The 21,998-nt window shown below is 50.0% G+C and carries 15 protein-coding genes; 14 read left to right on the top strand and 1 reads right to left on the bottom strand.

The window, feature by feature from the left end; all coding sequences use genetic code 11:
- Positions 1-19: 19 nt before the first annotated feature.
- The 8 genes from NQ502_RS04480 (at position 20) to NQ502_RS04445 (ending at position 10,967) form a co-directional block, all read left to right on the top strand.
- Positions 20-1,351, top strand: a complete 1,332-nt coding sequence (locus NQ502_RS04480; RefSeq protein WP_028528688.1) for a pyrimidine-nucleoside phosphorylase — start codon at positions 20-22, stop codon at positions 1,349-1,351.
- A gap of 15 nt (positions 1,352-1,366) precedes the next feature.
- The gene (locus NQ502_RS04475) at positions 1,367-2,434 is read left to right on the top strand and encodes a BMP family lipoprotein (protein ID WP_049898138.1); all 1,068 of its coding nucleotides are present in this window, start codon (positions 1,367-1,369) and stop codon (positions 2,432-2,434) included.
- 147 nt (positions 2,435-2,581) lie between these two features.
- Positions 2,582-4,003 carry a C40 family peptidase gene (locus tag NQ502_RS04470; protein WP_028528687.1) on the top strand — a complete coding sequence of 474 codons (1,422 nt, stop codon included), beginning with the start codon at positions 2,582-2,584 and terminating at the stop codon, positions 4,001-4,003.
- A 260-nt stretch (positions 4,004-4,263) separates the two neighbouring features.
- A complete protein-coding gene (clpB, locus tag NQ502_RS04465) occupies positions 4,264-6,855 on the top strand; it encodes an ATP-dependent chaperone ClpB (RefSeq protein ID WP_028528686.1) in 2,592 nt (863 codons plus the stop codon).
- 11 nt (positions 6,856-6,866) lie between these two features.
- Positions 6,867-7,040, top strand: coding sequence for a DUF4250 domain-containing protein (locus NQ502_RS04460; RefSeq protein WP_028528685.1), 174 nt, complete (start codon positions 6,867-6,869; stop codon positions 7,038-7,040).
- 293 nt (positions 7,041-7,333) lie between these two features.
- Entirely contained in the window at positions 7,334-8,089 is a 756-nt protein-coding gene (locus tag NQ502_RS04455) for a class I SAM-dependent DNA methyltransferase (protein WP_028528684.1), read from the top strand.
- A gap of 63 nt (positions 8,090-8,152) precedes the next feature.
- Positions 8,153-9,028 (top strand): Hsp33 family molecular chaperone HslO, encoded by an 876-nt coding sequence (gene hslO, locus NQ502_RS04450; RefSeq protein WP_028528683.1) that lies wholly within the window; start codon positions 8,153-8,155, stop codon positions 9,026-9,028.
- A gap of 28 nt (positions 9,029-9,056) precedes the next feature.
- Complete coding sequence (locus tag NQ502_RS04445; RefSeq protein WP_028528682.1) at positions 9,057-10,967, top strand: NAD(+) synthase; 1,911 nt, start codon at positions 9,057-9,059, stop codon at positions 10,965-10,967.
- An 11-nt stretch (positions 10,968-10,978) separates the two neighbouring features.
- Here the strand turns inward: NQ502_RS04445 and NQ502_RS04440 are convergent, their stop codons facing one another.
- A complete protein-coding gene (locus NQ502_RS04440) occupies positions 10,979-11,434 on the bottom strand; it encodes a hypothetical protein (RefSeq protein WP_028528681.1) in 456 nt (151 codons plus the stop codon).
- Positions 11,435-11,577: 143 nt separating this feature from the next.
- On the opposite strand from NQ502_RS04440, the gene addB reads away from it, so the two are divergent.
- The 6 genes from addB to NQ502_RS04410 all read left to right on the top strand — a co-directional run bounded on the left by addB (position 11,578) and on the right by NQ502_RS04410 (position 21,988).
- Positions 11,578-15,000, top strand: a complete 3,423-nt coding sequence (addB, locus tag NQ502_RS04435; protein WP_028528680.1) for a helicase-exonuclease AddAB subunit AddB — start codon at positions 11,578-11,580, stop codon at positions 14,998-15,000.
- Complete coding sequence (gene addA, locus NQ502_RS04430; protein ID WP_028528679.1) at positions 15,000-18,665, top strand: helicase-exonuclease AddAB subunit AddA; 3,666 nt, start codon at positions 15,000-15,002, stop codon at positions 18,663-18,665. The genes addB and addA overlap by 1 nt, the downstream gene beginning before the upstream one ends.
- 11 nt (positions 18,666-18,676) lie before the next feature.
- Entirely contained in the window at positions 18,677-20,017 is a 1,341-nt protein-coding gene (locus NQ502_RS04425; RefSeq protein WP_028528678.1) for an MATE family efflux transporter, read from the top strand.
- Between the two features lie 189 nt (positions 20,018-20,206).
- Entirely contained in the window at positions 20,207-20,530 is a 324-nt protein-coding gene (locus NQ502_RS04420; protein WP_028528677.1) for a PadR family transcriptional regulator, read from the top strand.
- Complete coding sequence (locus tag NQ502_RS04415) at positions 20,527-21,219, top strand: DUF1700 domain-containing protein (RefSeq protein WP_028528676.1); 693 nt, start codon at positions 20,527-20,529, stop codon at positions 21,217-21,219. The genes NQ502_RS04420 and NQ502_RS04415 overlap by 4 nt, the downstream gene beginning before the upstream one ends.
- A complete protein-coding gene (locus NQ502_RS04410; RefSeq protein WP_028528675.1) occupies positions 21,203-21,988 on the top strand; it encodes a DUF4097 family beta strand repeat-containing protein in 786 nt (261 codons plus the stop codon). The genes NQ502_RS04415 and NQ502_RS04410 overlap by 17 nt, the downstream gene beginning before the upstream one ends.
- Positions 21,989-21,998 lie beyond the last annotated feature (10 nt).

Genomic DNA, 21,998 nt, shown 5'->3' with positions numbered 1-21,998 from the left:
AAAAGAGAGGGCTTTTATTATGCGAATGTATGATTTGATTGTAAAAAAGCGGGATAACAAAACGCTTACGAGAGAAGAAATCTCCTATATGATTCAGGGATACGTGAAGGACGAGATTCCGGATTATCAGATGGCGGCTATGCTGATGGCCGTTTACTTTCAGGGAATGACGGATGAGGAACTGGCGGACCTCACGGATATCATGGCGCATTCGGGGGATATGGTGGATCTGTCAGAGATTCCGGGCATCAAGGTGGACAAACACTCCACCGGAGGCGTTGGCGATAAAACGACGCTGATCGCTGCTCCGATCGCGGCAGCCTGCGGGGTCAGGATCGCCAAAATGTCCGGCAGAGGGCTTGGGCATACCGGAGGAACGGTGGATAAGCTGGAAGCGATTCCGGGATACCAGACCAGTATCGAACGGACTAGGTTTATCGAGATTGTAAAACGCCATGGGCTCAGTGTGATCGGACAGTCGGGCAATCTTGCACCTGCCGATAAAAAAATCTACGCACTCAGAGATGTCACGGCTACAGTGGAGAGCATACCCCTGATAGCTGCATCGATCATGAGCAAAAAGCTGGCGGCCGGCAGTGACTGTATACTGCTGGATGTCAAAGTGGGAAGCGGTGCATTTATGAAGAGTGCAGAAGATGCCATCGCCCTTGCGCAGAAAATGTCGGCGATCGGTGAAAAGGCAGGCAGAAGGGTGACTGCACTGATCACAGATATGGACCTGCCTCTTGGGAACTGCATAGGCAATTCGCTGGAGGTAGCGGAAGCAGCGGATACACTTCAGGGGAGGGGACCGGACGATCTGACGGAGATCTGCATCGAGCTGGCTGCATATATGATGGAACTGGCTGGGATTGGAACCGTTTCGGAGTGTAAGGCAAAAGCAAAACAGGCTGTTAAAGATGGAACAGCGATGAAAAAATTAGCGGAGATGGTAACTGCTCAGGGAGGAGACGCCTCCGTACTGTACCGCCCGGAACTGTTTGAGAAGGCAGCCATTTTATATGAAGTGAAAGCAGAGAAAGACGGTTATATCGTTCACATGGATGCTCAGGAATGCGGAGCGGTCTCCTGCATGCTTGGAGCAGGGCGCGAGACGAAAGAGAGCCGCATCGACTTTTCTGCGGGAATCGTTATGAGGAAAAAAACAGGAGACAGAGTGACAAAGGGGGAGACAGTCGCTGTCCTGCATACGTCACAAAAAGAGCTGGCCAGGGCTGCCGCTGTGCGCCTGCTGGCTGCCGTTGAGATCGGGGAGAAGCCGCCGGAAAGGATCCCGCTGATTTTGGCAGTGGTTGACCGGGACGGTGTACGGGCTTATCAGGATAAATAAAAAGGGGACATAAAGATGAAGAAATGTTTAGGAATGACCGCACTGCTGCTGATGATGATATTCATCGGCGGGTGTGAGAAAAAGGAAAGCACGGAAGATATCGCAGTCATAACGGAGGCATCGCAGGAAGGTGATATGACGAATGCCATCAAAGAATCTGCACAGCAGTATGCCGCTGATAACGGATATCTGCTGGCAACCCACAGTGTGGCAAAGAATACGCCGGATGATTACATGGTAGCCGTAAAGGAAGCCGCTGATGCGGGTGCCCAGGTTGTGATCGGTTACGGGGAAGAATTCGAAGTGCCCCTGTATACGATGCAGAAAAAGTATAAAAAAGTCAAATTCATTATTTTGGATGGTGCGCCGCGCAAGGAAAAGGGAGGCAAGGCGAAATTACGAAGGAACACTCATGCGATCGTCTATAACGAGGCTCAGGCTGGATTTCTCGCGGGGTATGCCGCTGTGAAAGAAGGTTACAGAAACCTGGGATTCATGGGAGGACAGGAAGAAGAAAGCATAGAGCTTTACGGAAGCGGTTTTGTCCAGGGAGCTGATTATGCGGCGTCTGAGATGAAACTGGAGAAAGATGCGGTCCAGCTTCGCTACAGTTATATGGGAACAAATGAGATTTCACCTGCGATTATGGCCGCGGCAGGAGAGTGGTTTGCGAACGGCTGTGAGGTGATCTTTTCAAACGGAGGTTCGATCGGAACAGCCATCATAAAAGCGGCGGAACAAAAAAACGGCAAAGTGATCGCGTCTGATACCGATCAGTCACAGTCATCGGCGGCGGTTGTGACTTCAGCTGTAAAGAATGTGAACGACGTTATTTATAATACGCTGGGTGCTGCGTTTGACAAGGACTTTCCGGGGAAAAAGCAGGAAGTCATGGATCTCTCCAATGACGGAGTCGGTCTGAATATGGATACCTCCTCGTTTCAGAATTTTACGGCGGAAGATTACAATCAAATTGTTACAAAAATTGTGGATGAGGAACTAAAAGTATCAGAAGATAAGATAAAGAATTTGCAGGAAAAAGACGGTGAGATAGCGAATATTGCGTTAAGTTTTGATGAGTGAGAACCCCTTAAATTACATTTTATGGTTGCTTTTATGTAAAATATATGGTACACTTGTAAACGAAATGAAAAAAGTGTTTCATAAATATTACGGGAATGAAACATTACGGAACGAAACATGAAATCGTAATTTAAGGAGTCGTGAGATATGAAGAAAAAGTTCTTATGTCTGTTTTTGGCCATTGTTATATCGTCAATGCAGGTTGTACCGGCACTGGCTGACAGGGAATCTGATTTGAGAAATGAGAAAGCGGCTACAAGCAGTCAGCTTGAAGCGACGAATAATCAGATTTACAATTTGGAAGTACAGAAAGAAGCTCTGCAGGCAGAGATTGATCAGATGGATGCTCAGCTGGTAGACATTATGGTAGCTATCGATGTGCTGACAGAAGAAATCTCACAGAAACAGGCTGAGATTGAAGAGACAAAGGTGAAACTGCAGGAAGCAGAAGCGACACGGGACAAGCAGTACGAGGATATGAAGACTCGTATGGATTACATATACCGCAACGGCGGGTCATCAGGATGGGCACAGATGGTCCTTTCTGAGGAAAATGTCGCGTCCATGCTGAATAAGGCCGAGTATACACAGCAGCTTTATGATTACGACAGAGATAAGCTGGAAGAGTATAAAGAAACCGTACAGCAGGTAACCGATCTTAGCAACCAGCTGGCAACGGAGAAAGCCGACCTGGAAGTTATGCAGAATGACTACAGGGAACAGGAAGCAGCACTCGAAGCGGCACTGGAAGAGAAGAAAGCAACTTCATCAGATTACGCAAATCAGATTGCTGTCGCAGAACAGCAGGCGGCACAGTACAAAGCCCTGATCGAGCAGCAGACAGCAGAACTGGCGCAGATCGAAGAGGCAAAACGCAGAGCAGCAGAAGAGGCAGCCAGAAAGGCAGCAGCTGAAGCGGCAAGAAAAGAAGCGGAAGCAGCCAGAAAGGCAGAAGCTGAGTCGAATACTGAGGAAGACGGTACCGATGAATCTTCCGATAATAATTCTTCTGATAATGAATCTTCTTATGATGACAATGACTCATCTGAAGATCATGATAACAGCTCATCTGATAACAGCAGTTATGAAGATGAGAGCGATGACAACAGCGATTACGACAGTGATAACAGTGGTGATAGTGATGACAGCAGTTATGAAGATTCATCCGACGACAGCAGTTATGACGATGATGACAGCAGTTCATCAGGCGATGTTTCTTACAGCGGGACCGGACAGTCGGTTGTCGATTATGCGACTCAGTTCGTAGGAAACCCATACGTGTGGGGCGGAGAAAGTCTGACAAACGGTGCAGACTGTTCCGGGTTCATTATGAAAGTATATGAAAAATTCGGCGTATCACTTCCACATTCCTCAGCTGCGATGAGATCCTGCGGAACAGGCGTATCTTACTCACAGGCTATGCCTGGAGATATCATCTGTTATTCGGGACATGTTGCGATCTATATGGGCGGCGGTTCTATTGTACATGCCAGCAACGAGAGAGATGGAATTAAAATCAGCGGAAATGCTGCATACAGAACAATTCTTGCAGTAAGACGTGTAATCTAATAGCAAATGAAAGATAATAACGGTATGACCGACCAGGTCATACCGTTATTTTTGTGAAGATCCCGATAAGCGGGGATAAATAAATCATGCCTGTCTTCTCAGGAATCGGTTGTGTAACAAACTCTGCTTTGAATAAAAATTTGAAATTGGAGTAAAAAAAGCTTGCAATTTAAAAATTATATGTTATAGTAGTTATAGAACAGACAAAAACAAAGGACAGTGACAACAAAATGTTCTGAGAATAGATTGGAGGGAGTATTATGAATATCAGTAAATTTACACAGAAATCATTACAGGCGGTACAGGATCTTGAAAAGACGGCATATGAGTTCGGGAATCAGGAGATTGAACAGGAGCACTTACTGTACAATCTACTGAATCAGGAAGACAGTCTGATACTGAAAATGATCGAGAAAATGGAGATCCAGAAAGAACATTTCCTGAACCGTGTGGAACAGGCGATCGAAGCGAGAACGAAAGTTTCAGGCGGGAATCCATATATCGGACAGTATTTAAACAAGACGTTGGTAGGAGCCGAGGATGAAGCGAAGCATATGGGCGATGAGTATGTGTCTGTAGAACATCTTTTTCTGGCCATGCTGAAACATCCGAGCCCTGCTGTGAAAGAACTTTTCAGGGAGTATGGAATTACGAAGGAGCGCTTTTTGCAGGCGCTGAGTACGGTTCGGGGCAATCAGCGTGTCACGAGTGATAATCCGGAGGCAACATATGATACCCTGAACAAATATGGGCAGGATCTGGTGGACAAAGCCAGAGACCAGAAGCTGGATCCGGTCATCGGACGTGATTCGGAGATCCGGAATGTGATCCGTATCCTGTCCCGTAAGACAAAAAACAATCCGGTACTGATAGGTGAGCCTGGTGTCGGAAAGACAGCGGTTGTGGAGGGGCTGGCACAGCGTATCGTACGCGGCGATGTGCCGGAAGGACTGAAGGAGAAAAAAATATTTGCCCTGGACATGGGGGCGCTTGTGGCGGGGGCAAAATATCGCGGAGAATTTGAAGAGCGTCTGAAAGCAGTGCTGGAAGAAGTGCGTAAGAGTGAAGGAAGAATCATCTTATTTATCGATGAACTTCATCTGATTGTGGGAGCAGGCAAGACAGAAGGTGCGATGGATGCAGGCAATATGCTGAAGCCTATGCTGGCGCGTGGTGAACTGCACTGCATCGGCGCGACTACACTGGACGAATACAGGCAGTATATTGAGAAAGATGCGGCTCTGGAGCGCAGGTTCCAGCCTGTTATGGTGGATGAGCCGAGTGTGGAAGATACCATATCGATCCTCCGCGGACTGAAGGAACGGTATGAGGTATACCATGGTGTTAAAATCACTGACGGAGCACTTGTTGCGGCGGCAACGTTGTCGCAGCGCTATATATCAGACCGTTTCCTGCCGGATAAGGCGATCGACCTTGTGGATGAGGCCTGCGCATTGATTAAGACAGAGCTGGATTCACTGCCTGCAGAGCTCGATGAACTGCAGAGGAAGATCATGCAGATGGAGATCGAGGAGGCGGCTCTTAAAAAAGAGACGGATAAACTGAGCCTTGACCGGCTGAATAATCTGCAGCGTGAGCTGGCGGAACTGAAAGATGAATTCAATGCGCAGAAAGCACAGTGGGAAAACGAAAAAACTTCAGTGGATAAACTCTCAAAACTGCGCGAGCAGATTGAAGAAATGAATCAGAGGATTCAGAAAGCGCAGAGAGACTACGACCTGGAGAAAGCGGCTGAGCTGCAGTACGGGGAATTGCCAAAACTGCAGGAACAGCTGCGCATCGAAGAGGAACGGGTGAGAGATGCCGATCTCTCGCTGGTGCATGAGAGTGTGACAGATGAAGAGATTGCCAGAATCGTATCACGGTGGACCGGAATCCCTGTTGCGAAACTGACAGAAGGAGAGCGCAGCAAGATACTCGGCCTGGAAGATATCCTTCATGAACGCGTGATCGGACAGGACGAAGCGGTGAGCAAGGTGACGGATGCGATCATCCGTTCTAAGGCAGGCATCAAAGACCCTACAAAGCCGATCGGTTCATTCTTGTTCCTTGGGCCGACGGGGGTAGGAAAAACAGAGCTGGCGAAGACGCTGGCACTGAATCTGTTCGATGACGAGCAGAATATGGTCCGCATCGATATGAGTGAGTACATGGAGAAATACTCCGTGTCCAGGCTGATCGGAGCGCCTCCGGGATACGTGGGATACGAGGAAGGCGGACAGCTGACAGAGGCGGTTCGCAGGAAACCATATTCGGTCGTGCTGTTCGATGAGATAGAAAAAGCGCATCCGGATGTCTTCAACGTACTTCTCCAGGTGCTGGACGACGGCAGGATCACAGACTCACAGGGAAGAACTGTGGATTTCAAAAACACGATACTGATCATGACATCCAATATTGGTTCCTCCTATCTGCTGGAAGGCATTACAGAGAGCGGAGAGATAAGGAAGGAATGTGCCGAGATGGTCAATCAGGACCTGCGGGCGCACTTCAGACCGGAGTTTCTGAACCGCCTTGACGAGATTATTCTGTTTAAGCCGCTGACGAAAGAGAATATCGGCAGGATCGTAGATCTGCTGATGAAGGAACTGAACAGGAGACTTCATGACCAGGAACTTTCGATCTCATTGACAGATGCAGCAAAAGAGCATGTGATTGAGAGTGGCTATGATCCTGTATACGGAGCACGTCCCCTGAAGCGTTATCTGCAGAAGCATGTGGAGACGCTTGCCGCCAGAAGGATACTCTCAGGAGATGTAAAGGCAGGCGATGTGATCGTCATTGATGAGGAAAACAAAGAGCTTAAGGCCACTGTACAGAATGTAATGTAAGAGGTGAAACTATGATACCGAATGACCCTGTCATGCTGCTGAGCTATGTCAATATGAAGCTGAGAGATCATTACCCCAGCCTGCAGGAACTGTGCAAAAGCCTGGGTATCAATGAGCAGGAACTCGTGAGGAAACTGAAAGCCATTGATTATGAATATGACGACGGAAATAATCAGTTTGTGTGACACAAGACAGGAAGGAGAGCGGATGCCCCGGGGCATTGGCTCTCTTTTTCTGCGGATTGACAAGACTTTTTCTTGCCCCGGCCTTCATTCGGTGATAAAATTCATATATTGTAACTGTTCAGGACGTTGCATCTTCTTGACCGGACAAACCGGTCAAGAAGCATCGGATGTTCATCCGATGTGAAAATTGGTACAGAAAGCGACTTACAAGCAAGCTTGACGCTGCTTTTTGTACCAATTTTCCCGCCGTCCTGAACTGTTACCATATATTGAGAAATGAAGAGGAGACAGCTATGGAAACATACCGGAGTTTTGCACAGGTGTATGATATGTTCATGGACGACATCGACTATGATGCCTGGAGCATTTATCTGATTGGACTGCTCAGAGAGTACGGGGTGAATGAAGGACTGGTTCTGGAACTGGGATGCGGTACCGGCAGTATGACACAGCGGCTGGCGGCATCGGGCTATGATATGATCGGTGTGGATCTGTCGGACGATATGCTGGAGATCGCTCAGGAAAAAAAGATACAGTCGGGACTGGAGATCCTGTATCTTCAGCAGGATATGCGTGGGTTCGAATTGTACGGGACTGTCCGTGCAGTGGTGAGCGTCTGCGATTCACTGAATTACATTCTGGAGGACGAGGAACTGCTTGGGGTGTTTAGCCTGGTAAATAATTACCTGGACCCGGGCGGGGTCTTTGTGTTCGATCTGAATACTGTTTATAAATATGAGACTCTTATGGGAGAACAGACGATTGCCGAAAACAGGGAGGAGGCCAGCTTTATCTGGGACAACTATTATGACCGGGAATCCATGCGCAATGAATATGAGCTGGCAATTTTTATCCCTGAGGGAGCCGGCGGACTGTACCGTAAGTATGAGGAAGTCCACTATCAGCGTGCATACCCGCTGCCAAGGATTATCCGTCTTCTGGAACAGGCGGGGATGGAGTTTGTGACTGCGTATGATGCATTTACGCGGGATCAGCCGGAGCCGGAGAGCGAGCGTATCTGTGTGATTGCCAGAGAACATGGAAAATGAGACCGGAAATCATAGAAATTTAATTTCCGGTAAATGATAATGGAAAGACAGGAAGGATAACATATGGATTACATTGTGAGAGCAACAGCGGCAGAAGGACAGGTACGAGCCTTTGCTGCTACAACGAGAGATTTGGTGGAACGTGCAAGGGCGGTACACAACACGAGCCCCGTAGCTACCGCGGCACTGGGACGCCTGCTGACAGCGGGGACGATGATGGGAGTCATGATGAAGGGAGATAAAGACCTTCTGACGCTGCAGATCAAGGCGGGAGGCCCCCTTGCGGGGATAACGGTCACTGCGGATTCCAAGGGCAGGGTAAAAGGATACGTCGGAAATCCGAACGTCGTGATACCGGCAAATGGAAGAGGAAAGCTGGATGTGGCATCTGCAGTCGGTCCTGGGTTTTTGAATGTCATCATGGACCTCGGACTCAAGGAACCGTACAGCGGGCAGACGATGCTGCAGACCAGTGAAATCGCCGAGGATCTGACGTATTATTTTGCGACGAGTCAGCAGGTTCCGTCATCTGTCGGACTTGGGGTCCTGATGGAACGCGACAATACTGTGAAACAGGCAGGCGGGTTTATCGTACAGCTGATGCCGTTTGCGGAAGAAAAAACAATCGCTGCGCTTGAACAGAACCTGAAAGAAGTGTCATCGGTGACAGAACTGCTTGATGCGGGATGTACGCCGGAAACGCTGCTCGAAAAGCTGCTTGGGAATCTGGATCTGGAAATTAATGACACCGTACCTGCGGAATTCTACTGCAACTGCGGCAAACAGCGGGTGGCGAAAGCACTGATGAGCGTCGGCAAAAAGGAACTGCAGGAAATGATCGATGATGGAAAAGAAGTGGTGCTGAACTGTCACTTTTGTGGAACAGATTACACGTTTTCCGTTGAGGAGCTGAAGGAACTGCGGAATCTGATCCGCTGAACATGAGTGTGGGAACAGGAGGTAAAGAATGAAACAGGGATTTATCAAGACAGCGGCGGGGACGCCGAAAATCAAGGTGGCGGACTGTATCTACAATGCGGATCAGGCGATCGCGCTGATCCGTGAAATGGAGCAGCAGAAAGCAAAGCTCATGGTACTTCCGGAGCTTTGTATAACCGGCTATACATGCGGGGATCTGTTCTGGCAGGACCTGCTTCTAGATTCCGCAAAAGAACAGCTTTTAAGGATCGTCTGTGAAACGTCGGACGTAGATGCGCTGATTTTTATCGGTCTGCCGATAGAGGCGGATGGAAAATTGTATAATGTGGCAGCAGCATTCAGCGGGGGAAAAATCCTGGGTATGGTTCCCAAAAGACACATACCCTCCTACCGGGAATTTTATGAAGGGCGCCATTTTGCAGGCGGTCCTGAGACTGCCAGGTGGCTGGAGATAAACGGGGAGCAGATACCGTTTGGGACGAATCAGCTGTTTCGGTGCAGTTCGGTTCCTGGATTTTCAGTGGCGGCGGAAATCTGTGAGGATCTCTGGGCACCGAATCCTCCAAGTGTAAGTCATGCGCTTGCCGGAGCCACTGTAATTGTAAACCTCTCGGCCAGTGATGAGGAAACGGGTAAAGATGAATACAGAAGCGGACTTGTGATGAGCCAGGCGGCTCGTCTGATTTGCGGATATCTGTATGCGACAGCGGGAGAGGGTGAATCGACCACGGATCTTGTTTTTGGCGCTCACAATCTGATCTCTGAAAATGGAAAACTGCTCGCGGAGGCCGAACGTTTTAAGAACGAAACGGTTTATGCGGATATTGACATCCAGAGGCTGCTCGCGGAGCGCAGGAAGATGACGACTTATCCGGCGCAGAACGGACAGGGATATTATGTGTCGGATTTTTCACTTACTGTGGAGGAGACGACGCTTAACCGATATTTTGATCCGCGGCCTTTTGTACCCGGCCGGAAAGAGGACAGGGATAAACGCTGCGATGAGATTTTGAATATACAGACGATGGGACTGAAAAAACGGCTGGAGCATACCAACTGCAAAAATGCGGTTATCGGTATCTCCGGAGGACTGGATTCGACGCTGGCGTTACTCGTGACAGCACGGGCATTTGATATGCTGGGAAAAGACAGAAAAGAGATCACGGCGGTGACAATGCCGTGCTTTGGAACGACGGACCGGACATACCAGAACGCGTGTGAGCTGACACGTTGTCTCGGCGCTGAATTAAGGGAGATTGACATCAGGGAAGCAGTGACGCTTCACCTGCGTGACATCGGACATGATATCGACGTGCACGACGTGACATATGAGAATGCACAGGCAAGGGAACGGACACAGGTTCTGATGAATGTGGCGAATCAGGCCGGCGGTATGGTGATCGGTACGGGAGACCTCTCGGAGCTGGCACTCGGTTGGGCTACGTATAACGGCGATCACATGTCTATGTACGGCGTCAACGCATCCGTGCCGAAGACACTGGTGCGTCATCTGGTTCAATACTCTGCGGATACCTGCCAGGATGAAAAGCTTTCCGGTATCCTGCTGGATGTTCTGGACACACCGGTAAGCCCGGAACTGCTGCCGCCCAAAGACGGTATGATCTCCCAGAAGACGGAAGATCTCGTCGGTCCGTATGAGCTTCATGATTTTTATCTGTACTATATGCTGCGCGTGGGATTTTCACCGGCTAAGATATACCGCATTGCACAGAAGGCGTTCCGGGATCTCTATGATGCGGAGACGATAAAGAAATGGCTGATCACTTTCTACCGCCGTTTCTTTTCACAGCAATTCAAGCGCTCCTGCCTGCCGGATGGTCCGAAGATCGGTAGCGTGGCAGTCTCCCCGAGAGGAGACTGGAGGATGCCGAGCGATGCCTGTGTGCGCATCTGGATGGATGAGATAGAGCAGCTTTAAGACAAATAAGATCAGGACTGCGGCACTGCCTTTGACAGTGCCGTTTTGATTGCCTCTAAAAGCAGCATGGAAGTATATTTGTTGTCGTCTTCGTAGGTAATGCCTTCAGTGGACTGTTTTTGATAAATCTGTTCTGCCAGTGCATCGAGTGTAGGCTCCATGAGAGGATACATTGCGGTGGCACTCTCGCTCAGATTGATCAGTTCGATCGAATTGATGTGATCAGAATCAACTGTCACCTGCACATCGAACGTATTGTCATTCAATTCGATGGAGGTAGTGTAAACTCCGGCGACATACTGCTGCTCAGCCTTTTCTTCAGTTGCGTCGGCGCTCGTTGCGGTACTCTTTTTGGGCCCGAACATGACAAAGAGAAGGATAATAAGCAGAATAGCCAGGGTGAGAAAGATAGCAGTATAGATAACTTCTTTCATATGTAATACGACGATCTTCGTTTTTGAACTCATAGACACACTCCTTTTCGTATTCTCTTTATTATCATATTAACGAAGGGACAAAAATATGCATGGGGATGATGCGGCTTTTTCATAATCAAAGTCTGTGGTATACTGTTAGGAAACGGGCAGACATGACAGTAAAGGAGAATCACATGGCATTACATCTTATAACGGGCAGCGCCGGTGCGGGAAAATCTTACATGGTTTATCAAATGGTCATAGCAAAATCAGGGAGAAACCCAGGCAGGGATTATCTGATATTGGTACCGGAACAGTTTACCATGCAGACTCAGAAAGAGGTGGTGGACCTGCATCCGGGTCATGCTGTACGAAACATTGACATTTTAAGCTTTCAAAGGCTTGCTTACCGTGTATTCGATGAAGTCGGGGGGAACCTGAATCCTCTGCTGGATGATACCGGCAAGTCTTTTGTGCTGCAGAAAATCGCACAGCAGCAGAAAAAAAGGCTCGGCTGCCTGGGCGCCAATTTAAAGAAACCCGGTTATATCAATGAGATGAAATCCATGATATCGGAGCTGATGCAGTATCAGATCAGTCCGGAAGGCATCGATACCCTGATGGAATGTGCGGGGGAGCAGTCGCTGCTGTACCGGAAACTTTCGGATGTCAAAATTATTTACCGGGAGTTTTCTGATTATATGAAGAGCCGCTATGTCACCCCTGAGGAGGTACTGGATGTACTGTGCCGTGTGATCAAAAGTGCGGACAGTCTGAACGGAAGCACGGTCGTACTCGACGGTTTTACCGGTTTTACTCCGGTGCAGTATCAGGTGATAAGGCGGCTGCTTGTGATGTGCCGTGACGTGTACGTGACTGTTACGCTGGATGATAAAAGCCTTCCCATTTCGCAAAAGCAGACGCAGCAATTGTTTTATATGAGTCATGATATGATGCGCCGTCTGTCTCGTCTGGCATTGGAGGAACACGTGGAGATTGCCGATACCAGGCATCTGGACGGAAGGAAAGAGGGCAGGTTCGCGGGAGCCCCCGGACTCTCGTTTTTGGAGTCCCATCTGTTTCGGCAGCCTGCAGCCGGGTATCATAAAAAGCCGGAGGAAATCCATATCCGGGCTGCAGCAAATCCGCTCGAGGAGATGGAATGGACCGTGCGCAGGATCCGCAAACTTATTCGAACCGGATCGCTGCGCTATCGGGACATCGCGGTGATCACAGGCGATCTTGGCGGGTATGAGAGTTACGCAGTGCAGGCGTTTGAGCGTGAACACATACCCTGTTTTATCGACCGGAAACAGTCGGTTTTGATGAATCCTTTTGTAGAGTATGTGCGTGCGGCACTGGATATGCTGATCACCGGGTTTCGGTACGAGGGTGTGTTCCGCTATCTGCGCACCGGCATGTCTGACGTGACGCCTGACGAAATCGACATCCTTGAAAATTATGTGATTGCACTGGGAATCCGGGGATTTAAGCAGTGGAGTGCGCCATGGAAGCGAATATATCGCGGCATGCAGGAGGAAGAGCTGGCAGAGGTTGAACGAATCCGTGTAAAATTCGTGGAAGAGATCAGGGACTTTGCTGAAGAATTTAAGCGGCCGGAGGGCACCGTTGCCTCAAGGACCACGGCGCTGTACCACTTTATCGTCAAGTCCGGTATTCAACAGAAACTGAAGGTCCGGGAGCTTGCATTTCAGAAGCAGGGAAAACAGGCCCTGGCCAGGGAGTATGCACAGATTTTCGGTATCATCATGGGAATGCTGGACAAACTCGTGGATGTGCTGGGTGAGGAGAAGGTGACGAGACTTGAATATCAGCAGATTCTGGAAGCGGGTTTCCAGCAGGTACAGGTGGGAATCATCCCTCCGACTGCGGATCAGGTCATGGTCGGGGATGTAAAACGAACGCGTCTTGCATCGGTAAAGGTTCTGTTTTTTGTCGGTGTCAACGAAGGCGTGATTCCGCAGCGCAGTGAGAGCTGCGGGATCCTGACGGAGGCCGAGAGGGAGCTGCTCAAGGCGCACGATATAGAGCTTGCGCCGACGATGCGGGAGGATATCGGGATTCAGCGTTTCTACCTGTATCTGATCCTGTCGAAGCCGTCCAGGGATCTGTACCTGTCTTATACCCATATGAAAGCGGATGGACAGTCAGCATCGCCGGCTTATCTGATCGGAACGATCCGTAAGATGTTTCCGAAGCTGGAGGTGGAGGAGGGCAGCCGGGGAGAGGCAGAGTACCTGAGTCTGGAGACGCCGGCTCAGGGAATGGATGCAGTGGTACAGGGGCTTCAGGAGGCGGTGCAGGGACGGGAAGATGCCGGATGGGACGAATTGTTCGGATGGTACTGGAGCAGCGGCGAGTACCATGAGTGGACAAGAAGCCTGGTGGAAGCGGCGTTTTATGAGAGACCGGAAGACCGTATAGGCAGGGCGGCAGCCCTTGCACTCTATGGAAGGGAGCTGAAAAACAGCGCAACGAGGCTGGAAACATTTGCGGCCTGTGCATATGCGCATTTTCTGCAGTATGGACTGAGGCTTTCAGAACGAGCCCGCTTTGAGTTCAAGGCGATGGATATGGGAAACGTTCTGCATGAGGCACTGGAGCGTTTTGCGCGGATGCTGAAACAAGAAGGGCTGTCCTGGAAAGGATTGTCTGGGGAGGACACCAAAAGACTGCTGGATGCCAGCGTCGAAGGCCTGTTCGAGGAGTACGGGAACACCATATTAAAAAGTTCTGCCAGGAATCATTATATGATGCGGCGGTGCAGGCGCCTGCTGGAACGGAGTATCTGGGCGCTGCAGGAACAGTTGAAGCGCGGGGATTTCGAACCCAGCCGTTTTGAGGTGTCTTTTGCTATGCAGGAGGAACTTGATGCCGCACAGTTTCAGCTGGATGAGGAAACCAGGATAAAACTGCAGGGCAGGATCGACCGTGTGGATACGTATGAATCAGAGGACGACTGTTACGTGAAAGTGATCGATTATAAAACAGGGAACCGCACACTGGACCTGACGGAGCTATATCACGGTCTGTCGCTTCAGCTCGTGGTATATCTGAACGCGGCCATGGAACTGGAAAAAAAAGAACGTCCGGATAAACAGGTGCATCCGGCAGGGATTTTCTACTACCGGATCAGGGATCCGCTGATCACGGGAGAATGGCAGGAGAGTAAGACACTGATTGAACAGGATATGCTGAAAGAACTGAGGATGAACGGGCTGGCAAACGCAGATCCGGAAGTTCTGAAGAAGCTGGATCATACCCTTGACGGTACCGGAACGAAGACATCCAGTGTTTTTCCGCTGTCTCTGAATAAAGACGGAAGCTGTTCTAAGGCATCATCTGTCATACGGGAGGAACAGTTTGAGGTGCTGGCTTCTTTTGTCAATGATAAGATTAAAGAGCTCGGCAGGCGGATCATGGAGGGCGAGGCGGAAGTCAATCCGTATCAGATCGGTCAGAAGAATGCGTGTGAATACTGTGCTTACCGCACGGCATGCGGGTTTGACGAGCGGATCCGGGGATATGAATACCGCAGGCTTCCTCAGTTTTCCGATGATGAGCTGTGGAAGATGATAAAACAGGAGGATGTGTGATGGGAGTGAAATGGACACAGGAGCAGGAACAGGTGATCAGCCTGCACAACCGTGATTTTCTGGTCAGCGCTGCTGCCGGTTCCGGAAAGACAGCCGTCCTGGTGGAACGAATCCTTACCATGGTCACCCGCAGGAAAGATCCTGTCGATATCGATCATCTTCTTGTTGTGACATTTACAAGAGCGGCTGCCGGGGAGATGAAAGAAAGGATTCTGAAGGCGCTGGACGACAGACTGACGGAGGAGCCGGACAACGAACATCTGAAACGTCAGGTGGCGTACATTCATAATGCGCAGATTAATACCATCGATGGATTCTGTGCGAATGTGATTCGAAATTATTTTCATCTGATAGACCTGGATCCGGGATACAGGACTGCGGACGAGGGGGAACTGAAGCTGCTGAAAGCGGACGTGCTCGGGGAGGTGCTGGAGGAGGCGTACGATCTTGGAAGCGATGACTTCCACCGGCTTGTGGAGTGCTATGCCCCCGGAAAGACGGATGCGCTTCTGGAAGATCTGATCCTTCAGATGTATGAGATGTCAACCAGTCATCCGTGGCCGGAAGAGTGGCTTGAATTCTGCAGAGGCGTGTATGATGTGCGGACACCGGAGGAGGTATTTGACTCTCCGTGGATGAAGCTGTTCTGGGCGGACGTTCGGCAGAAGATCGGGGAGGCAGTCACACAGTCTGCGGAGAATATAAAGACAGCGCAGGCGGAGGACGGTCCGTATGCTTATCTGCCGGCACTCGAAGCAGACGCGTCATTTCTGGACAGGCTGAGCAATACAGAGGATTATAACGAGATTCATGCAGTTCTGAGGGAACATAAGTGGGAACGTCTCTCCTCCAAAAAGGATGCGGCGGTATCGGATATGCTCAAAGAACGCGCGAAGGCCGGCAGAGAGACGGTCAAGGAGATTGTGAGCGAACTGCAGAAACAGTATTTTGCCATGCCTGCTGAAGCTGTTTTCCAGTGCATGAGGAGCTGCTCACCTGTGATGGGCAGCCTCATCGATCTCACAATTGCGTTTTCCAGACGGTTTGCGCTGAAAAAAAGGCAGAAGAATCTTCTTGATTTTACAGATATGGAGCATCTGGCACTGCAGATCCTCGTGGAGAAGAAGGAGGATGGAAGCTGTGTCCGTTCCCAGGCTGCCAGAGAACTTTCCAGGCAGTTTGAAGAGATATTGATCGATGAATACCAGGACAGCAATTATGTTCAGGAGATGCTGCTGACGAGTGTATCCAGGCATGAGGACGGAGTCTGCAATATCTTTATGGTGGGTGATGTCAAGCAGAGCATTTACAGGTTTCGCCTGGCAGATCCCCGGTTGTTTCTGGAGAAATATGAGACATATACAAAAAAAGAAAGCAGCAGGCAGCGAATTGATCTTCACAGGAATTTCAGAAGCCGCAAAGAAGTCCTGGGTTTTGTCAATCTGTTGTTTGAACAGCTGATGAGCCGTTCTTTCGGAGGGGTTGCCTACGACGAGAGTGCAGCTCTGTATCCCGGAGCGGAATATCCCGGGGGAAACGACCCGGAATTTGCCAGAACAGAAGTTCTCATGCTGGAGTCAGACGGTGAGGATGTGAAAGAGGAGGGTATGTCCGGGGAGGCGAGAGAACTTGAGGCGCGCATCATCGGTCAGAGGATCCGGGAAATGGCAGGAAGGGAACTGGTTTTTGACAGGCAGGCAAATGCATACCGTCCGATGCGTTACTCAGACTGTGTCATACTGCTTAGAACCGTCAGCGGATGGGGAGAGACATTCGGCAAGGTTCTTCAGGCGATGGGGATTCCCTCTTATGTGACCACGAGAACCGGGTATTTTACGGCCCCTGAGATCGTGACTCTGCTCAACTATCTCCATATCTGTGACAACCCGCGGCAGGATATTCCGTTTGCCGGGATTCTGCACTCGCCTATCGCTACGGTGTCTGTGCAGGAACTGGCCGACATTCGCAGGGCATTTCCGGAAGGAAAACTATATGACGGCTGCAGGCGTTATCAGGATGCCGGAGAGAATGAGGTGCTGAGAAAGAAACTGGAGAAATTTTTTTCCGTGTATTCGGATATGAGAGATCGTGTGGCGTATACGCCGATTCATGAACTGATTCTGGCTATCCTGAATGAGACCGGGTATGGACAGTATGTGCGGGCTATGCGGGCGGGAGAACAGCGTGCGGCGAATATCAGGATGCTGATAGAAAAGGCCAGAGATTATGAAAAGACAAGCTATCGCGGGTTATTCAATTTTATCCGGTATATCGAATATCTGCAGAAATACAATGTGGATTTCGGAGAAGTGAATATCACGGGAGAAAATGAAAATACCGTCCGTATCATGAGTATTCATAAGAGCAAGGGTCTGGAATTTCCTGTTGTATTTCTGGCAGGAATGGGGAAGAAGTTTAATCTGAGAGATATCAATTCCGGGATTATCATGCATCCGGATTACGGGCCCGGTGTGGACTGTATCGACCCGGAACAAAGGACCAGAATACCGACGCTGCTGAAAGGAGTCATCCGGCATCAGCTCTTGATGGAGAGCCTCGGTGAGGAGATGCGCGTATTGTATGTGGCGCTGACAAGGGCAAAGGAGAAACTGATTCTTGTGGGTACCGTAAGCCGGCTGGAAAAGAGAATGAGGGAGTGCGCCGGAGTACTGACACAGGAGTCGCCGGAGATCTCCATGCGGATAAGGGAAAAAGGGAGGGACTACTGGGCGTGGGTATTGCCTTCTCTCGTGCGGCACAGGGCATTTCTGCCTGTGCTTGAAGCGTACGGACTTCCTGTCAATGCCAGAAAGGAGATCCGAAAGGATGATGCGGAGGTGGTGATTCGGATTCTGACGCTTCAGGAGCTGACGCAGAAGGAAGTCTGGCATGAGACGGGCAGGCAGGCCGGGAAGAGACGCTTCCTTGAGTGGAATGTGCAGAAAACATATGATCCTCAGGTGAAACAGCTGCTGGATGAGAGATTCTCATTTGTATATCCGTATGAGAAGCAGCAGCACGTTCCCGTGAAACTCACGGTGTCTGAACTGAAGCAGCCGTATATGGAAGAGCCGGCAGAGGAGCTCTACTTTCAGCCCGACATCATACCGCTTGTCCCGCAGTTTATTGAAAAGAAGGAGCAGGTTTTAACCGGGGCAGACCGCGGTACAGCGTACCACCGGGTGCTCCAGCTGCTGGACTACAGCGGTGCGGACAGTGCAGAGGGCGTAGGGCGCCAGCTTTCCGCGATGGAAGCCGCGGGAAAGATCACGGAGACGATGAAGCTTTGTGTTGAGGCGGAAGACATTGTGGGTCTGGTTCAGAGTCCGCTGGGCAGACGGATGAAGGCCGCGCAGCAGGAAGGACGCCTGTTTCTCGAGCAGCCGTTTGCCATGAGCATTCCCGCATCAGAGAAAGACCCACATTTTCTGGACAGCGATACCATCGTCGTACAGGGGATCATCGATGCCTTTTTCTATGAGGGGGACGGAATCATTCTGGTAGATTACAAAACGGATCAGGTGCAGTGCGCACAGGAACTGGCCGATAAGTACCACAGACAGCTGGACTATTACGCACAGGCGCTTATGCGGACAACCGGAAAAACAGTGAGAGAGAAAATCATATATTCAGTCACGCTTGGCAGGGAAATTGTATGTGAATGAGGGAATGGAATATGATAAAAGATTTGACAAAGGGAAGCCCGGACAGGCTGCTGTGGACGTTCACTCTGCCCATGCTGGGCAGCGTGGTTTTTCAGCAGCTCTACAATATAGTGGACAGCGTGGTTGCGGGCAAGTTTATCGGGGATGAGGCGCTGGCAGCAGTCGGTGCGTCTTATCCGATTACGATGATTTTTATGGCGGTGGCTATAGGGATGAACGTGGGATGCTCCGTGATCATTTCGCAGCTGTTCGGTGCAGGACAGTATGGGAAGATGAAGACGGCTATTTTTACGTCCTTGATCTCCTCGGCAGTGCTGAGCCTTGTGATGACGTTTGGGGGCCTGGTGTTCTGCAGCCGTTTGCTGCGTCTGCTGAATACGCCGGATAACATATTCGGGGATTCGGAAGTCTATCTGGTAATCTATACGGCAGGACTGTTGTTTGTGTTTCTGTATAATATCTGTACCGGAACCTTTACTGCACTCGGTGATTCGATGACGCCGCTCTGCTTTCTGGTCGCCTCGTCACTCGGCAATATTGCGCTGGATCTGTTTTTTGTGATCGGCCTGAAGATGGGAGTGAGCGGTGTCGCGTGGGCCACCTTCATCGCACAGGGGATTGCCGCCATCCTTGCGTTTGCTGTTCTGCTCAGGAGACTGGGAAAAATAGAGGCATCAGAGTACCGGAAATTTTCAGTTCCGATGCTCGGCAGGATCGCACGGATGGCGGTGCCCAGCATTTTACAGCAGAGCTTTGTATCTGTGGGAAACCTGTTTGTGCAGGGTGTCGTGAATAGTTACGGATCTGCCGTCATCGCAGGATACTCTGCTGCGATTAAGCTGAATACATTTACCATCACCCTGTTTACGACGCTGTCAAGCGCGTTATCCAGCTTTTCTGCTCAGAACATTGGTGCAGGACTGATCCGGCGTGTCAGGGATGGAATGCGCTCCGGCGTGAGGATTGCCTTGGCGGTCTCGCTGCCGTTTACGGTGCTGTACCTGGCGTTTGGCGGAAGCGTCATGCGGATCTTCGTCAGTTCCACGAGTGCGGATGTGATAGCTGTAGGGAAAACATTTCTGGGTATCGTCGCCCCGTTCTATTTCCCTGTCAGCATCAAACTCGTCTGTGACGGTGTGTTAAGAGGCGGTGAGGCGATTGCATGCTTTATGTTTACGACATTTTCAGATCTGATACTGAGGGTCGTACTTGTATTTATCCTTCCGCTGAAATTTGGCTCTGCGGGCATCTGGATGGCATGGCCGATCGGATGGATCGTCGCAATGATATTCTCACTGTACTTTTATAAAACGGAAAAATGGAATCATATGAATCGAAACAAGTCTGTATGAGAAAATACTTATGGACCGACCGGCGAAAAGGAGAGCGGGCTGCAGAAAATGCTGCCTGCTCTTTTTCTAATGTGTCATAAAATTGATCTTATAAATATTATTGTTGACATATAATACTATACGACGTATAATATTAATAACAAAACAATATTAAGAAAAATATAATATTATAGAAAGACGGGTGATTGCATGGTCTTTAACACGGGCGCGGCACTTTTGGATGCGATTGTGCTGGCGGTAGTGTCAACGGAGACGGATGGAACGTATGGATACCGAATTACACAGGATGTACGTCAGGTCCTGGAAGTGTCCGAGTCCACACTGTATCCCGTTCTGCGCAGGCTTCAGAAGGATGAATGCCTGATGGTGTATGACCGTGAATTTGCAGGACGCAACAGGAGATACTATAAAATAACGGAAAAGGGCAGTGTCCAGCTGCAGCTTTATCAACAGGAGTGGAAGAGTTACTCATCTAAGATTACAAAACTTTTTGAGGGGGGAGCAGGTAAATGAGCAGAAAAGAATTTATGCAGCAGCTGAACCGGTTGCTGGCAGATATACCGGAGAGTGACCGGCAGGATGCCATCGCATATTATAATGATTATTTTGACGAAGCCGGCCCGGAGAATGAGGCGGAAGTGATTCAGGAACTGGGCAGTCCGGGAAAGGTGGCAGCTACGATCAAGGCAGGAATGGGAACGGCACCCGGCCGCGGGGAATTTACGGAGAACGGATATCAGGACAGCCGGTTTAAAGAGCGCACTCAGGTTCCTGCTTATAAAGCAGAACAGGAGGGCAGGCAGAGGAGAGGAACGGGAAGGTGGGCGCTGATTATCATCCTGCTGATCTTTGCTTCGCCGCTGCTGCTTGGATTCGGAGGCGGGATACTCGGACTTGTGGCAGGCGTCTTTGCAGCGATCCTGGGGATCTATGTGGCGTTTGCCGCTGCGGGAATCGGTCTGGCAGCAGGAGGGATTGCAGCCTTTGCGGCGGGAGTCGCAAAATGTATCGTATCACCCGCGAATGGACTGATCTCTATCGGTACCGGCATGGTGCTTCTGGCAGTAGGACTTTTGCTTTTTGCAGTGTTCGTCTGGCTGACTTTTAAAGTCACTCCAAGGGTTTTCCGGTCAGTGATCAACTGGTTTTCAAGAATCATGCACCGCGGAAGAGGAGGTGAGTCTGATGAAAAAGCTGTTTAAAGGGGTTTTCATCGCATGCGGAATCCTTATGATCGCCGGGATCGGACTGGGACTGGCGGGATTGATCATGGGAGGCACATTTGAGGGAATTTCTGTCCCGTTTCACTACAGAGGAATCTCGGACATCAGTGAGAACATCACCGGGGCAGCCAGTGCAGATGCCGAAGACATCCGCCGGATCAGAGTGGATATGAAGGCTGGAAAGTTTGAGATCGAGCATGGCAATTATAAAGATATTCAAGTTGACGCCGATCAGTCCAGGACAAAGATCAATGTGAGCACGGAGGGAGATACACTTGTGGTCAGCAGCAAAGGCCGCTGGGGAAGTAAGGGCGGTGTCGCGAGAATTTATCTTCCGGATAACATGGATCTGAAAAGTGCGGAACTGAATATCAAGGGCGGGAGCCTGGAAACAGATCGCCTGACTGCACAGGAAGTGACTGTAGATGCAGGAGGCGGGGAATTCGTGTGTGACGGACTTATTAGGGCGGAGGATGCGGACTTCGAAGTTGGGGCCGGATCCATCAGTATTGCTCTGCTTGAGAGCAGCGAATCGGATTTTGACTGTTCAGCCGGGCGGATCGCATGCACAATGACGGAAAGTATGGCTGATTATTATTTTTCGGGCGAATGCAGCCTGGGGCGTCTTTCCTATGGGGACCAGGAGTGGCATGTAAATGACGACATAGAGATCGGAAGTGAAGCAGCGAAAAGAACGATCGATGCGAAATGCAGCGTGGGAGATATCACGATTGATTTTGAAAAATAGATAAGGAGGA

This window comes from Ruminococcus gauvreauii, from assembly GCF_025151995.1.
Lineage (GTDB): Bacteria > Bacillota > Clostridia > Lachnospirales > Lachnospiraceae > Ruminococcus_G > Ruminococcus_G gauvreauii.
Note: the sequence above shows the minus strand (reverse complement) of the source record. Positions and strands in the feature narration are given on the sequence as shown.